The 13,669-nt window shown below is 71.4% G+C and carries 12 protein-coding genes; 7 read left to right on the forward strand and 5 right to left on the reverse strand.

Annotated elements, in window-relative coordinates; genetic code table 11:
• Nucleotides 1-124 precede the first annotated feature (124 nt).
• Both P0Y48_09965 and serS read right to left on the reverse strand, forming a co-directional pair.
• Nucleotides 125-1,054, reverse strand: coding sequence for an HAD family hydrolase (locus tag P0Y48_09965; protein ID WEK12790.1), 930 nt, complete (start codon nt 1,052-1,054; stop codon nt 125-127).
• On the reverse strand, nt 1,051-2,331 hold the full coding sequence (serS, locus tag P0Y48_09970; protein ID WEK12791.1) for a serine--tRNA ligase: 1,281 nt from the start codon (nt 2,329-2,331) through the stop codon (nt 1,051-1,053). Before serS ends, P0Y48_09965 begins: the two co-directional genes overlap by 4 nt.
• Nucleotides 2,332-2,502: 171 nt before the next feature.
• Between serS and P0Y48_09975 the strand changes: the two genes are divergently transcribed.
• The 5 genes from P0Y48_09975 (at nt 2,503) to P0Y48_09995 (ending at nt 7,262) form a co-directional block, all read left to right on the forward strand.
• The gene (locus P0Y48_09975) at nt 2,503-3,087 is read left to right on the forward strand and encodes a hypothetical protein (GenBank protein ID WEK12792.1); all 585 of its coding nucleotides are present in this window, start codon (nt 2,503-2,505) and stop codon (nt 3,085-3,087) included.
• Nucleotides 3,088-3,104: 17 nt separating this feature from the next.
• The gene (locus tag P0Y48_09980) at nt 3,105-3,542 is read left to right on the forward strand and encodes a hypothetical protein (protein WEK12793.1); all 438 of its coding nucleotides are present in this window, start codon (nt 3,105-3,107) and stop codon (nt 3,540-3,542) included.
• 63 nt (nt 3,543-3,605) lie between these two features.
• Nucleotides 3,606-4,769, forward strand: coding sequence for a diacylglycerol kinase family protein (locus P0Y48_09985; GenBank protein ID WEK12794.1), 1,164 nt, complete (start codon nt 3,606-3,608; stop codon nt 4,767-4,769).
• 13 nt (nt 4,770-4,782) lie between these two features.
• Nucleotides 4,783-6,132 (forward strand): deoxyribodipyrimidine photo-lyase, encoded by a 1,350-nt coding sequence (locus tag P0Y48_09990; protein ID WEK12795.1) that lies wholly within the window; start codon nt 4,783-4,785, stop codon nt 6,130-6,132.
• Nucleotides 6,133-6,197: 65 nt separating this feature from the next.
• Nucleotides 6,198-7,262 carry an LLM class flavin-dependent oxidoreductase gene (locus tag P0Y48_09995; GenBank protein WEK12796.1) on the forward strand — a complete coding sequence of 355 codons (1,065 nt, stop codon included), beginning with the start codon at nt 6,198-6,200 and terminating at the stop codon, nt 7,260-7,262.
• Between the two features lie 28 nt (nt 7,263-7,290).
• Here P0Y48_09995 and pheA read toward each other — a convergent pair whose 3' ends face one another.
• Both pheA and P0Y48_10005 read right to left on the reverse strand, forming a co-directional pair.
• Nucleotides 7,291-8,244 (reverse strand): prephenate dehydratase, encoded by a 954-nt coding sequence (gene pheA / locus P0Y48_10000; protein ID WEK12797.1) that lies wholly within the window; start codon nt 8,242-8,244, stop codon nt 7,291-7,293.
• A 116-nt stretch (nt 8,245-8,360) separates the two neighbouring features.
• Nucleotides 8,361-9,296 carry an EamA family transporter gene (locus P0Y48_10005; GenBank protein ID WEK12798.1) on the reverse strand — a complete coding sequence of 312 codons (936 nt, stop codon included), beginning with the start codon at nt 9,294-9,296 and terminating at the stop codon, nt 8,361-8,363.
• Nucleotides 9,297-9,369: 73 nt separating this feature from the next.
• On the opposite strand from P0Y48_10005, the gene P0Y48_10010 reads away from it, so the two are divergent.
• Nucleotides 9,370-10,290, forward strand: a complete 921-nt coding sequence (locus tag P0Y48_10010; protein ID WEK12799.1) for a LysR family transcriptional regulator — start codon at nt 9,370-9,372, stop codon at nt 10,288-10,290.
• A 177-nt stretch (nt 10,291-10,467) separates the two neighbouring features.
• A complete protein-coding gene (gene pgm, locus P0Y48_10015) occupies nt 10,468-12,108 on the forward strand; it encodes a phosphoglucomutase (alpha-D-glucose-1,6-bisphosphate-dependent) (GenBank protein ID WEK12800.1) in 1,641 nt (546 codons plus the stop codon).
• 7 nt (nt 12,109-12,115) lie between these two features.
• Here the strand turns inward: pgm and P0Y48_10020 are convergent, their stop codons facing one another.
• On the reverse strand, nt 12,116-13,669 hold the full coding sequence (locus P0Y48_10020; protein WEK12801.1) for an alpha-L-arabinofuranosidase C-terminal domain-containing protein: 1,554 nt from the start codon (nt 13,667-13,669) through the stop codon (nt 12,116-12,118).

Below are 13,669 nucleotides of genomic sequence, written 5' to 3' on the forward strand. Positions count from 1 at the left end.
CCCGACAGGCGTCGATTGTAGTGGACCGGGCCGGTTCCATTCTGGCCGAGCGCGCCTGTGGGCGGGCTGTTAACCGCTTCTGACCGGGACGGCACGCCCCGCGATGCTTCTCTGAGGCACTGCCTCAGAGGCGACGCAGGATCTCCGCCACGCCTCCCGCGCGCACCGATGTCGTCGTCTCGGACGCCTCGCGGCGCACCTCGTCGGGGCCCTGCGCCATCGCGATCGCGCGGCCGCCGTGCTCCCGCGCCCAGCGGAACATGCCGACGTCGTTGCGTCCGTCGCCCATGACGAGCACGTGTGCGGGATCGACGCCCAGCCACACCCGCACCCTCTCCAAGGCGGTCGACTTGTCGACGCCCTGGGGGGCGATGTCGAGCCACGCCGACCAGCCGACGGCGTACGACACCTTGTTGAGTCCGATGCGACCCACGAGGTCGACGAAGTCGGCATCCGTCTCGTCGGGCGAGACCACCACGACGCGGCACACCGGCTGGGCGGACAGCTCCGAGAACGGCACCCGGTGCGCGGCGACCAGGTTCCAGTCGTCCATCTCCTCCGTGTAGAGGCGACGCCCGTCGGCGAGCTCGACCATGTAGTGCGCGTCGGGCAGGTGCTCACGCAACAGGTGCAGCACTTCGGTGGGGTCGAACGTCTCGATGTGGAACCGCTCGTAGACGAGCTCGTCGGCCAGATCGCCGCCCGCCCGCTTCATGATGACCGCGCCGTTGGAGCACACCGCGTACTCGGGGGCGAGCCCGAGAACGCGCAGGATGCCACGGGTGCTCTCCCACGACCGTCCCGTCGCGAGCATGACCTCGTGACCGGCGCGGTGGGCGTGCGCGATCGCGTCGACGACCCCGGGGCTCAGCGTCTCGTCCTCCAGCAGGAGCGTGCCGTCGACGTCGAGGGCGATGAGCAGCCGTTCGGTGGCGACCGTCGGGTCTTCGGTCTCGTCGGCGATCCGCTCGACGAGACGGGCGGCCTTCGTCGGCTTCACCACCTTCACCGAGCCGGTCGGCGGCAGGTGGGGCGTGCCGCCCTTCGCCGTCACGCGATGGGCTCCGCGACCTCGAGCCCGCCGAGGTAGGGCCGCAGCACCTCCGGGATCACGACCGAGCCGTCGGCGCGCTGGTGCGTCTCCAGGAGAGCCACGATCCACCGCGTCGTCGCGAGCGTGCCGTTGAGCGTCGCGACGTGCGCGGTCTTGCCCGCCGGGGCGCCGTCGACGACGGGGCGGTGGCGGATGTCGAGGCGTCGCGCCTGATACGTGGTGCAGTTCGAGGTGGAGGTCAGCTCGCGGTAGGCACCCTGCGTCGGCACCCACGCCTCGACGTCGTACTTGCGCGCCGCGGAGGAGCCGAGATCGCCCGCCGCGACGTCGATGACCCGGTAGCTCAGCCCGAGGTCCTGCAGCATCGCCTCCTGCATCGCGACGAGCCGCAGGTGCTCGGCCTCGGCATCCTCGGGGGTCGTGTAGACGAACATCTCCAGCTTGTTGAACTGGTGCATGCGGATGATGCCGCGGGTGTCCTTGCCGTGCGAGCCGGCCTCACGGCGGTAGCACGTGGACCAGCCGGCGTAGCGCTTCGCGCCCGCAGTCAGGTCGAGGATCTCGTCCATGTGGAACCCCGCGAGGGGCACCTCGCTCGTGCCGACGAGGTAGAGGTCGTCGTCATCGAGGCGGTACACCTCGTCGGCGTGCTGGCCGAGGAAGCCCGTGCCGCGCATGACCTCCGACCGCACGAGCGTCGGCGGGATGACGGGGACGAACCCGGCGGCGAGCGCGCGCTCCATGCCGAGGTTCATGAGGGCGAGCTCGAGGCGTGCGCCGATGCCGGTGAGGAAGGTGAAGCGGGCGCCGGAGACCTTCGCGCCGCGCTCCATGTCGATCGCGCCCAGCAGTTCGCCGAGGGCGAGGTGGTCGCGCGGCTCGAAGTCGAACGTCACGGGTGCGCCGTGCGTGCGGAGGGTGACGAAGTCGTCCTCCCCGCCGGCCGGGACGCCGTCGATCACGATGTTCTCGATCTTCGCGAGGGCAGCGGATGCCGCGGCCTCCGCGGCCGTCACGGCCTGCTGAGCCTCCTTCACGCGGGCACTGAGGTCCTTGGCCTCGGCGACGAGCGCGGCCTTCTCCTCCTTGGGCGCCTGCGCGACCTTCTTGCCGTGCACGTTCTGCGCGGCACGCAGCTCTTCGAAGGCGGTCAGCGCGACGCGACGCGCACGGTCGGCGTCGATCGCGGCATCCACGGATTCCGCCGACTCTCCTCGTGCCTCCTGCGAGCGCTTCACGAGGTCGGGGTTGTCGCGGAGAAGGGCGAGATCGATCACCGTTCGAGTCTAGTCGCGGCCGGTTCGCGGGCCGCGGGCGGTGTGGACGGGTGCACGGACGGTCCGGTGGACGGACGAGTTATGCACAGATTCAGATCGCTTTCTCGAACACGCATAAATGAGTACTAGCGTGAAGTCCTCCCCCTCTTCGCATCGAAGGGAACCGAACACATGACGAACCGAAAGAACGCGATCCTCGGCACCATGGCCGCCTGCGCCCTGATCCTGAGCGCGGCCCCCTCGTGGGCGTCGGGCGCGCCGGCCGAGCGTTTCGTGGCAACGAACGCCGATACCTCATCGCTCACGGCCCTCTCCGTACCGATCAAGGGCTGCAGCACATCCAAATGGAGGTACGACTCCACCTCGCGCGGTGCGCGCAAGCTCACCCAGATCGGGCCCACCCAGGCGAATCGCAATCGCACCGCCAAGAGCATGAGAGTCACGCTCACCTCAGACGTCGGGGGCACCGTCAACGCCCAGTTCTCCGGGGCGACCAACGTCAAGGGGTCCGTGAAGGTCGCCGAGATCTCCGCGGAGTTCGGCGTCTCGGCGGGCCTCAGCGTCACGGCATCCGTCGGGAACTCGGTCACGTTCACCGTTCCGGCCGGAAAGACGGGATACGGCGACTACGGGGTCTGGAGCCTCCCGGTGAGGGGCAAGGAGTACCGCACTCTCGGTCCCGATTGCACCATCCAGTCGCGCGCAACGAGCACGCTCGCCCCCTTCCGGGTGGGCTGGGATGTGACCGTCAAGTGAGGCGGACGATGTGGGCGATGGTCGGCGTGCTGGCCGCGACCTCGCTGACCACCGGCTGCGTGGCGGGGGCCCTCGATCCTGCCACGCAGCAGGCCTCCCCTCCGAGTCCTTCGGCATCCGTCTCGCCATCGCCCGCCCCCAGCGAACTGACGGTCACTCCCGCGCCGGGTGAACCTCGCATCGCGACCCTGTCGTCGATTCGCGGCGCCGCCTCCACGGAACCCGCGCCAACGAGGACGGGTCGCGTCGCCGTTTACATCCGGTGCTTCGGCGACGACATCATCACGGTCGAGATCGAGAACTCCGCAACGATCACCCAGAGGTGCCTCCTCGACGCCGGCGACCCCGGAACGCGGAACACGCTCGACATCGTCGGAGAGGAGGTCCGCGTGACGGGTACGGCAGACGTCGACAACCTGTGGGCGATCGCCGTCACGGAGATACCCGCCGATTGACGGTGAGCGCAAGCCCCCCGCGTCCGGAGGCCGGTCACGGGCCCCGCGCAATACTCTGTACGCATGGCGACCGACTCCGGCACGAACGTGGGCTCCGACGCGACCGATCCGGAGGAGGCGGCCGCACCCGACGACGTCATCCGCCAGCCCGACGACGTCTCCCCCGACACGTCCGACGGTGAGACGGGCGAGGCCCGGCGCGTCGACGAGAGCGGACGCACCGAGCCTTTCTCCGACGGCGACCGCCCGAGCCCGAAAGCCGCGCTCGTCTACAACCCGATCAAGGTCGACGGCGACGCGCTGCGCGCGCAGGTCGCCACCCACGCGAAGGAGGCGGGCTGGTCGGAACCCCTCTTCTACGAGACCACCGTCGATGACCTCGGCAACGACGTCACCCGGCAGGCACTCGCCGAAGGGGTCGACGTGGTGCTCGTCGCGGGCGGCGACGGTACGGTCCGTGCCGTCAGCGAAGCTATGACCGGTTCTGCCGTCCCGCTCGCGATCGTCCCCAGCGGCACCGGCAACCTCCTCGCCCGCAACTTGCGTCTCCCCCTCGACGACGCCGACGCCATGATCGCCGCCGCCTTCGACGGCGACGTCGTCCCCATCGACGTCGGCATCGCCACCCTCGCCCGCCCCGGCGGCGAGAGCGAGAAGCGCGCCTTCGTCGTCATGGGCGGAATGGGTCTGGATGCCGCGATGATCGCGAACACGAGCGGCGATCTCAAGAAGAAGGTGGGCTGGGTCGCCTACGTCGACGGCGCGGCGCGCTCCCTCATCGGCGCGAAGCCGTTCCCCGTCATGTACCAGGTGCCCGGGCACAAGGTGCACCGCGCCAACGTGCAGAGCGTCGTCTTCGCCAACTGCGGTTCGCTCCCGGCCGGACTCGAGCTGATCCCCGAGGCATCCGTCACCGACGGCGACCTCGACATCGCGATCTTCCAACCCAAGAGCGCCTTCGGCTGGCTGCTCATCTGGCGCCGCGTGGCCTGGGACAACAGCTTCCTCCGCCGCTTCCGGGCGGGACGCCAGATCCTGTCGCTGCGCACCAAGGACAACGCCGTGCGATTCAGCCGCGGCGCCGGCATCGACCTCGCCACCGTCGCCGCCCAGCCGGTGCAGCTCGACGGCGACGAGTTCGGCGAGGCGACCCACGTCACCGCGCGCGTCGAACCCGGCGGACTCACCGTCGCCGTCCCCCGCGGACACAGCGTCACCGGAATCTGACGGGCGTGTCGTCATGACCTCCCTCGTCTGGCTGCGCGACGACCTCCGCCTCGCCGACAACCCCGCCCTGCGCGCCGCGGTCGACCGCGACGAACCGGTCACCGTGCTGTACGTGCTCGACGAGGAGTCGCCCGGCGTCCGTCCCCTCGGCGGAGCCGCGAAGTGGTGGTTGCACCACAGCCTCGCCGACCTGGGGCAGCGGCTCGCCGATCGAGACGGCTCCCTCGTGCTGCGACGCGGGGCGGCCGCCGACGTCGTGCCCGCGGTGGCCGACGAGGTCTCCGCGGAGGCCGTCTCGTGGAACCGCCGCTACGGCGGAGCCGAGCGCGACATCGACACGGCCCTCAAAGCGCGGCTGCGCGACGAGGGGCGCGAGGTCACCTCGTACGCGGCGAACCTCCTGTTCGAACCGTGGACCGTCCGCACCGGATCGGACACTCCCTACGCCGTCTTCACCCCGTTCTGGAAAGCCTGCCAGGCGCAGCCGTCGCCCCGCGACCCGCTGCCCGAGCCGCGCACGGTCGACGGCCGGGGCGCCCGCAGCGACGACCTCGACGACTGGAAGCTCCTCCCTACGGCGCCCGACTGGGCGGGCGGGCTGCGGGAGGCGTGGGAGCCCGGCGAGCCAGCCGCACGGACGCGACTGCGCGCGTTCCTCAGCGACGACCTCGGCGACTACGACCGCGCCCGCGACGAACCCGCCGCCGGCGCCACCTCCCTGCTCTCGCCGCGCCTGCGCTGGGGTGAGCTGAGCCCCTACACCGTATGGCACGAGACCGTGGATGCCGCGGGCACCGGCGCGCACGCGGCATCCGCTCACCGCTTCCTCTCCGAGCTGGGGTGGCGCGAATTCGCCTGGCACACGCTGTTCCACTTCCCCGACCTCGCCACCCGCAACTGGCGGGCGGCGTTCGACGCGTTCCCCTGGCCGCCGCTTCGCCGGGGGCACCTGCGGGCGTGGCAGAAAGGCGAGACGGGAGTCCCGCTCGTCGACGCGGGCATGCGCGAGCTGTGGACGACCGGCTACATGCACAACCGGGTTCGAATGGTCGTCGCGTCGTACCTCACGAAGAACCTCGCGATCGACTGGCGGCGCGGCGAGGAGTGGTTCTGGGACACCCTCGTCGACGCCGACGGTGCCAGCAACCCCTTCAACTGGCAGTGGGTGGCCGGTTCCGGCGCCGACGCGTCGCCGTACTTCCGCATCTTCAATCCGGAGCGACAGGCGGAGAAGTTCGACCCGCAAGGCCTCTACATCGGACAGTGGGCCCCCGACAGTGCGGAGCGCGAGCCGCTCGTCGACCTCGCGGAGACGCGACGCCGGGCCCTCGACGCATACGAGCACGTCAAGCGCGCCCGCTGACCCGGGGTGGTGCCCCGGCCTGGTAGCGGGGAATGCGGATGCCGACGAGATCGTTGCGGTTCCTGATGAACACGACCGCCTCCCCCGCCCTGTCCGTCCTCGACCTCGTGCCCGTGCGAGCCGGTCAGAGCAGCGCACAGGCCGTCGCGGCATCCCTCGACCTCGCTGCCCGCGCCGACGACCTCGGTTTCCGGCGGTACTGGTTCGCGGAGCACCACAACATGCCCGCCGTCGCCTCGACGACCCCGCCCGTACTGGCGGCGGCAGCCGCGGCCCGCACGTCGCGCATCCGCGTCGGCAGCGGCGGCGTCATGCTTCCCAACCACGCGCCGCTCGTCGTCGCCGAACAGTTCGCCGCCCTCGAAGCCATCGCTCCCGGACGCATCGACCTCGGCATCGGCCGCGCCCCCGGCAGCGACCCCGTCATCACCCAGCTGCTGCGGATGACGGGAACCACGAGCGACGTCGACCGTTTCCCCGACCACATCCGCGACATCCTCGGGCTCGTGTCGCCCGAGGGCTCCCAGGTGCGTCTCGTGAGCCGTCCGGGCGCGGCGACCGGCGAACCGTACGCGGTGCACGCGACGCCCGCGGCGACCTCCACCCCCGACGTGTGGCTGCTGGGATCGAGCGACTACTCCGCCGCCCTCGCCGCGGCCTTCGGGCTCCCCTACGTGTTCGCGAACCACTTCTCCGGCGAGGGTCTCGAACGCGCCCTCGACCTCTACCGCACCCAGTTCACCCCCGGCGAGCACCTGGACGCTCCCCGCACCTTCGTCACCGCGAACGTCGTGGCGGCGCCGAGCGAGGCAGAGGCCGAAGCCCGGATGCTGCCGCAGGCGCGCATGATGGCGCGGCTGCGCGGCGGCCGCCCGCTCGTCGCCCTCGAGACGGTCGAGCAGGCGGCGGAGGCCGAGGCCCACGACCGGCTCGCGACGGCGATGCTCGACGGCCTGCGCGCGCGGTGGTTCGTCGGTGCCGGCGACGACGTGCGGGGCCGACTGGCATCCTTCGCCGGGCAGCACGGCGTCGACGAGGTCATGGTCTCGCCCGTGGCGGCTCCGTACGACGCGGAGCCCCTCGACGCCGCGCCTGGCCGGGTGCAGACGCTCGAACTCCTCGTCGGCTGATCCGCACGCCGGAGCTCGCTCGGCGGCGTCAGGCCTCGGGCTCGCCCGAGATGAGGGCGCGCAGCCAGTCGCGCGCCTCGACGAACACATCGTCGGAGTAGCGGTCGGGGTAGCGGACGATCGCGCGATCCGCCCGCGGGTACGACCCCAGGTAGGTCACCTTCGGGCTGAAGCGGCGCAGCCCGAGAAGGGCGTCGGCCATCCGCTCGTCCTCGATGTGGCCGTCGGCGTCGATGACGAAGCGGTAGCGTCCGAGCTCGTCGCCGATCGGCCGCGACTCGATGAGCGACAGGTTGATGCCGCGGGTGGAGAACTGTTCGAGGAGCTCCAGGAGCGCGCCGGGGTGGTCGTCGGGGAGCTCGGCGATGAGCGACGTCTTGTCGGCCCCCGTGGGTGCCGGCGGCGCCACCGTGCGGCTCACGAGCACGAAGCGCGTGACCGCGTTGGTGTTGTCGCCGATCTCCTCTGCGAGCAGCTCGAGGTCGTAGTGCCCCAGGATGCCGGGGGGAGCGATCGCGGCCTGCGCCTCGCTCACACCGTCGATGATCCCGACGGCCGAGGCGACGTTGCTCGCCGCGGGGAGGTGCGCGTGCTCGGGCAGATGCGCCGTGAGCCACCGGAGGCACTGCGCGTACGCGACGGGGTGGGCGGCGACAAGCGAGACGTCCTCGAGCCGCGTGCCCGGACGCGCGACGAGCACGAAGTTGACCCGCACGAGGTACTCCCCGACGATGCGGAGCCCGGGCGTCGTGGCCAGCGCGTCCTGCGCGGTCGAGACCCCGCCGTCGATGGAGTTCTCGATCGCGATCATCGCGGCATCCGATCGGCCTTCGACGACATCGGCGAGCGCCTCGCCGACGTTGCGGACGGGCCGCCAGATCTGGTCGCGCGCCTCGGCGACCTGCGCCAGCGCCGCCTCCGTGAAGGTTCCCGCGGGGCCCAGGTAGCTGTAGGTGCGGCGCGGGGCGGAGTCGACGGTCACGGGGGCAAGCCTAGTGGGGGCGGGGGTGCGCGCCGTCGTGTGGCCAACTCCTTCGATCCGTCGCATCCGCGGCGCGAGAGCGCGGCTTACGCCTGCGACGCTCGATTCTGGAGGAGTTAGCCACCGACCGCGGCGGAGACCTCGCGCCGGCGAGGCCGCCGAGCAGGCCTCGGCGCCCGCACGCGCCGCCTCCGGATGCCGGTCACGAGCACGCCGACGACGAGGATCGCCCCGCCGACCGCCTCGCCGGGCGTCGGCACCTGGCCCAGCAGCACCGCCGCCGACGCCATCGCGACCACCGGCGCGAGGAGCACCCACGGCACGACCGCCGCCGACGGATTGCGCGCGAGCAGGCCGTTGAAGATCGCGTAGCCGACGACCGTGCAGAGCACCGCCGTGTAGAGGGTGGAGAGGGTCGCGGTCCAGCCGAAGGATGCCAGCCCCGCTCCGACCGCCGCCGGTCCCTCGACCAGGAGCGACAGCGCGAGTGCGGGGACCGGCACCACGAGCGCCGACCACACCGTCAGTGACAGCGCGCCGCCCCGGCCGATACCCCGGACGTCACCGGCCCGCCGGGAGATGACGTTGCCGATCCCCCACGACAGGGCCGCCGCCAGCGCGAGGAGCACCGCCACGGCCGGCGCTTCTCCCCCGCGGCCGAGCGCGACGATCGCCAGTCCGAGGCAGCCCAGCACGACCCCGATCACCTGCATCGGGGTGGGGCGCTCGCGCAGCGCGACGGCGGCGATGACGATCGTGAAGACGACCTGCGCCTGCAGCAGCAGGGCCGCAAGCCCGGGCTGGAGCCCGAGGGCCATGGAGGTGTAGAGCAGTCCGAACTGTCCGAGGCACATGAACAGGCCGACACCGACGACGACCTTCCAGCCGGTCTGCGGGCGGGGGATCACGAGTGCCACCGCCGCGACGACGGTGAACCTGATCGCGACGAACAGCAGCGGCGGGATGCCGGTCATGCCCCAGGCGATGACGACGAAGTTGAAGCCCCACAGCGAGGCGACGAGGGCGGCGAGGAGCATGTCACGGCGGGGCACGGCATCCATTCGACCCGGTTGATCCGTGAAGGACAAGCGAACGTTCGTCGCCCGGATTCGGTAGCATCGCTTCATGATGGATCTGGATGCCGTCGTCTCCCTTCGGGCGATCGCGACCGAGGGGAGCGTCGCTCGCGCGGCCGCCCTCCTCGGCTACACCCCCTCGGCGGTGTCGCAACAGGTCAAGCGTCTCGAACGCGAGACGGGCGTCGACCTGCTCGAACGCGCCGGACGGGGCGTGGTGCTCACCGCCGCCGCCACGCGGCTCGTCGTCGCCTCGACCCCTGTCCTCGCCGACCTCGAGCGCATTCGCGCCGACATCCAGTCGTTGTCCGACGGGCCCGACGCGCTTGTCGGCGAGATCCGGCTGGCCGCGTTCTCCACGGTCGTGCGCGGGCTGATGATCCCGGTGCTGTCGGAGCTGCGGCAGCGGCATCCCGAGCTCCGCCTGCCGCTGCGCGAGAGCGAACCCTGGGAGACGATCGCGCTCGTCGCGTCGGGCCAGCGCGACCTCGGCATCGTGCACCGATGGGGCGGGGTCGCGCTCGCGATGCCCGACCACCTGGTCGAGACGCCGCTGTTCACCGATGTCGCCGATGTGATCCTCCCCCGGGGACACCGACTGGCCGACCGCGAAGTGCTCCGACCGGAAGATCTCGCGGAGGAGCCCTGGGTCGCGACGTTCGATTCGACCATCTGCCGGCAATGGCTGCGGCGCCTGTTCGACGGCGTGAGCGGGGCCCCCCGCATCGTGCACGAGTCGATGGAGTTCGAGAACCACCTCGCGCTGGCCCGGGCGGGGCTCGCGGTCGCGCTCGTGCCGCGGCTCGGACGCGGCGACCTGGGAGACGACGTCGTCGCGATCCCGACGGCCGGCCCGGCGTCGACACGCGACGTGCTCGCCGTGCATCGCCGCACACAGGCCGATTCGCCCGCGCTGCGTGCCGTGCTCGACGAGGTCGCACGGCGCGGCGCCGACCTCTCCCGTCGCTAACTCCGGCGAATCGGTACCTCGGGCCCGGAATGGGGCGAAATCCGCCCTTCGGCGCCCGGATTGGAGGAGTTAGCAACGGCGAACGCCGGCCACCCCCGGCCCGGGCTCACGGTCGCCCCGCCATCAACCTGCCCCTTCGCCGTCGCATCGGCGGCTCCGGAGGGGCAGACTGGGACCATGAGCCGCGCAGGACATCCCGCCGAAGCATCCGACCTCATCGACATCGACGAACTGATCGCCGCCTACTACGACCGAAAGCCGGATGCCGCGGTGCCCGAGCAGCGGGTCGCGTTCGGCACGAGCGGCCATCGCGGGTCGTCGCTGTCGACGAGTTTCAACGAGGACCACATCCTCGCCACCACGCAGGCGATCGTCGAGTATCGCGCGAGCCAGGGCATCGCGGGTCCGCTGTTCCTCGGCCGCGACACGCACGGCCTCTCACGCCCCGCCGAGCGCACCGCGATCGAGGTGCTCGTGGCGAACGGCGTCGACGTCCGCGTCGACTCCCGGGACTCCTGGGTGCCTACGCCCGCCCTCAGCCACGCGATCCTCGCGTTCAACCGGGGCCGGGATGCCGGTGACTCCTCCCGCGCCGACGGCATCGTCGTCACCCCGTCGCACAACCCGCCCCGCGACGGCGGCTTCAAGTACAACCCGCCCCACGGCGGCCCGGCCGACACCGACGCGACCGGGTGGATCGCCGACCGGGCGAACGAGCTGATCGCCGCGGGGCTCGAGGGCGTGCAGCGTGTGCGGTTCGCCGACATCGCCGCCGAGCACGTCGGCTCGTACGACTTCCGCGAGGGCTACGTCGCCGATCTCGCGAACATCATCGACGTCGAGGCGATCCGGCGCGCGGGTGTGCGCATCGGCGCCGACCCCCTCGGCGGCGCGTCGGTCGAGTACTGGGCGCTCATCGGGGAGCGGTACGGTCTCGACCTCACGGTCGTGAACCCCGAGGTCGACCCGACGTGGCGGTTCATGACGCTCGACTGGGACGAGAAGATCCGCATGGACCCGTCGTCGCCGTCGGCGATGGCCTCGCTCGTGGCCCGCCGCCACGAGTACGACATCCTCACGGGAAACGACGCGGATGCCGATCGCCACGGCATCGTGACCCCCGACGCGGGGCTCATGAACCCGAACCACTACCTCGCGGTCGCGATCGACTACCTGTATGCGCACCGCCCGGGGTGGCGCGCCGACGCCGCGGTCGGCAAGACGCTCGTGTCGTCGATGATCATCGACAAGGTCGTCGCCGCTCTGGGGCGAAAGCTCGTGGAGGTGCCCGTCGGCTTCAAGTGGTTCGTCCCGGGGCTCATCGACGGCTCGGTGGCGTTCGGCGGAGAGGAGTCGGCCGGTGCGTCGTTCCTGCGCACCGACGGGTCGGTCTGGACCACCGACAAGGACGGCATCCTGCTGTGCCTGCTGGCATCCGAGATCCTCGCGGTGACCGGCAAGACCCCGTCGCAGCGGTACGCCGAGCTGGAGGCGGAGTACGGCGCGTCGGCGTATCAGCGGGTCGACGCACCGGCGACGCCGGCGCAGAAGGCGGCCCTCGGCAAGCTCGCGCCGGAGTCGGTGTCGGCGACGACGCTGGCGGGCGAGGAGATCGTGGCGAAGCTGTCGCACGCGCCCGGCAACGGGGCGGCGATCGGCGGGCTGAAGGTGCAGACCGAGCACGCCTGGTTCGCCGCACGCCCGTCGGGCACGGAAGACGTCTACAAGCTCTACGCGGAGTCGCTGCGGGGTCCGGAGCATCTCGCGCAGGTGCAGGAGGAGGCGCGCGCCGTCGTGGCGGCCGCCCTCGGCGGCTGAGCCCGGTTCAGCCGAGCCGGACCGCCGCCCACGACACCGCGGGCAGGGTGAGCGTGAGCACGCCGTCGTCGAGCCGTGCGCCGTCGAGGTCGCGCGGCGCGATCCGCTCCGGATCGCCGAGCGTGTTGGCGGCGTAGCGGTCGTCGTCGTGGAGGAGGTGTGCCTCGCGCACCGTCCACCCGGCCGCGCCTGCGGAACCCGCTCCTGCAGAACCCGCTCCGACCGGCCCGAGCCCGCGGAGATCGAGCTGCACCTCGACGGCGCCGTCCAGCGACCGGTTGACGGCGAACACGGTGACGCCGTCGTCGCCGACGGTGGCGACCGCGTTGACCGTCGAGACGTCGCCGAAGCGAGAGCTCGCGAACGTCGGCGCCGACACATCGAGGCGGTGCACCCGGTCCCCCGCGAGGCGCGACGTGAGCGCGAAGGGGAAGAACGTCGTCTGCCGCCAGGCGGGACCGCCCGGCTCGGTCATGATCGGCGCGATCACGTTCACGAGCTGCGCGAGCGACGCCGACTTCACGCGGTCGGCGTGCTGCAACAGGGTGATGAGGAGGTCTCCGACGACGACGGCATCCTGAACCGTGTACACGTCTTCGAGCAGGCGGGGTGCGACCGGCCACTCGTCCCTCGGCTGCGTGCCCTCGACGGCGTTCCAGCGCGACTGGTACCAGACGTTCCACTCGTCGAACGAGATCATGATCCGCTTGTCGCTGCCCCGTTCGGAGGCGATGTCGTCGGCGATGCGCACGACCTCCTCGATGAAGAGGTGCATGTCGACGGCGGATGCCAGGAACTCCTGCGCGTCGCCGTCCCGCTCTTCGTAGTACGCGTGGCAGGAGATGAACTCGACCTCGTCGAACGTGTGGGCGAGCACTTCCCGCTCCCACGCACCGAAGGTCGGCATCGTGCGCCCGGAGGAGCCGCAGACGACGAGCTCGAGCGTCGGATCGAAGCGGCGCATCGCGCGCGCCGTCTGCACCGCGAGCGCACCGTACTGGTCGGCGCTGCGGGCGCCCAGTTGCCACCAGCCGTCCATCTCGTTGCCGAGGCACCACATCCGCACGCCGAACGGCTCGGACCGGCCGTTGCGGGCGCGGGCGCGGGTCCACGCCGTATCGACCTCGGCGTTGGCGTACTCGAGCAGGTCGAGGGCCTCCGCCGTGCCCCGCGTGCCGAGGTTGACGGCCAGCATGAGCTCCGACCCGACCTTGTCGAGCCAGGAGGCGAACTCGTGGAGGCCCACCTGATTGGTCTCGGTGACGTGCCAGGCGAGGTCGAGGCGACGGGGCCGCTCCTCGCGCGGGCCGACGCCGTCCTCCCACCGGTAGCCGGAGACGAAGTTGCCCCCGGGGTAGCGGATTGTGGACACCCCCAGCTCACGCACGAGGTCGATGACGTCGCCGCGGAAGCCCTCCTCGTCGGCCGACGGATGCCCGGGTTCGTGGATGCCGTCGTACACGTGCCGTCCGAGGTGCTCCACGAAGCCGCCGAAGACGCGGCGGTCGAGGGCGAGCGGCGCGGGGTCGACGGCGCCGGTGGCGGTCGCGGGGGTGGTCAC

Source organism: Candidatus Microbacterium phytovorans, from assembly GCA_029202445.1.
Lineage (GTDB): Bacteria > Actinomycetota > Actinomycetes > Actinomycetales > Microbacteriaceae > Microbacterium > Microbacterium phytovorans.

Coding starts and splice junctions, on each gene's coding strand:
- P0Y48_09975 (WEK12792.1), top strand. CDS start 2,503: ATGACGAACCGAAAGAACGCGATCCTCGGCACCATGGCCGCCTGCGCC.
- P0Y48_09980 (WEK12793.1), top strand. CDS start 3,105: ATGGTCGGCGTGCTGGCCGCGACCTCGCTGACCACCGGCTGCGTGGCG.
- P0Y48_09985 (WEK12794.1), top strand. CDS start 3,606: ATGGCGACCGACTCCGGCACGAACGTGGGCTCCGACGCGACCGATCCG.
- P0Y48_09990 (WEK12795.1), top strand. CDS start 4,783: ATGACCTCCCTCGTCTGGCTGCGCGACGACCTCCGCCTCGCCGACAAC.
- P0Y48_09995 (WEK12796.1), top strand. CDS start 6,198: ATGAACACGACCGCCTCCCCCGCCCTGTCCGTCCTCGACCTCGTGCCC.
- P0Y48_10010 (WEK12799.1), top strand. CDS start 9,370: ATGATGGATCTGGATGCCGTCGTCTCCCTTCGGGCGATCGCGACCGAG.
- pgm (WEK12800.1), top strand. CDS start 10,468: ATGAGCCGCGCAGGACATCCCGCCGAAGCATCCGACCTCATCGACATC.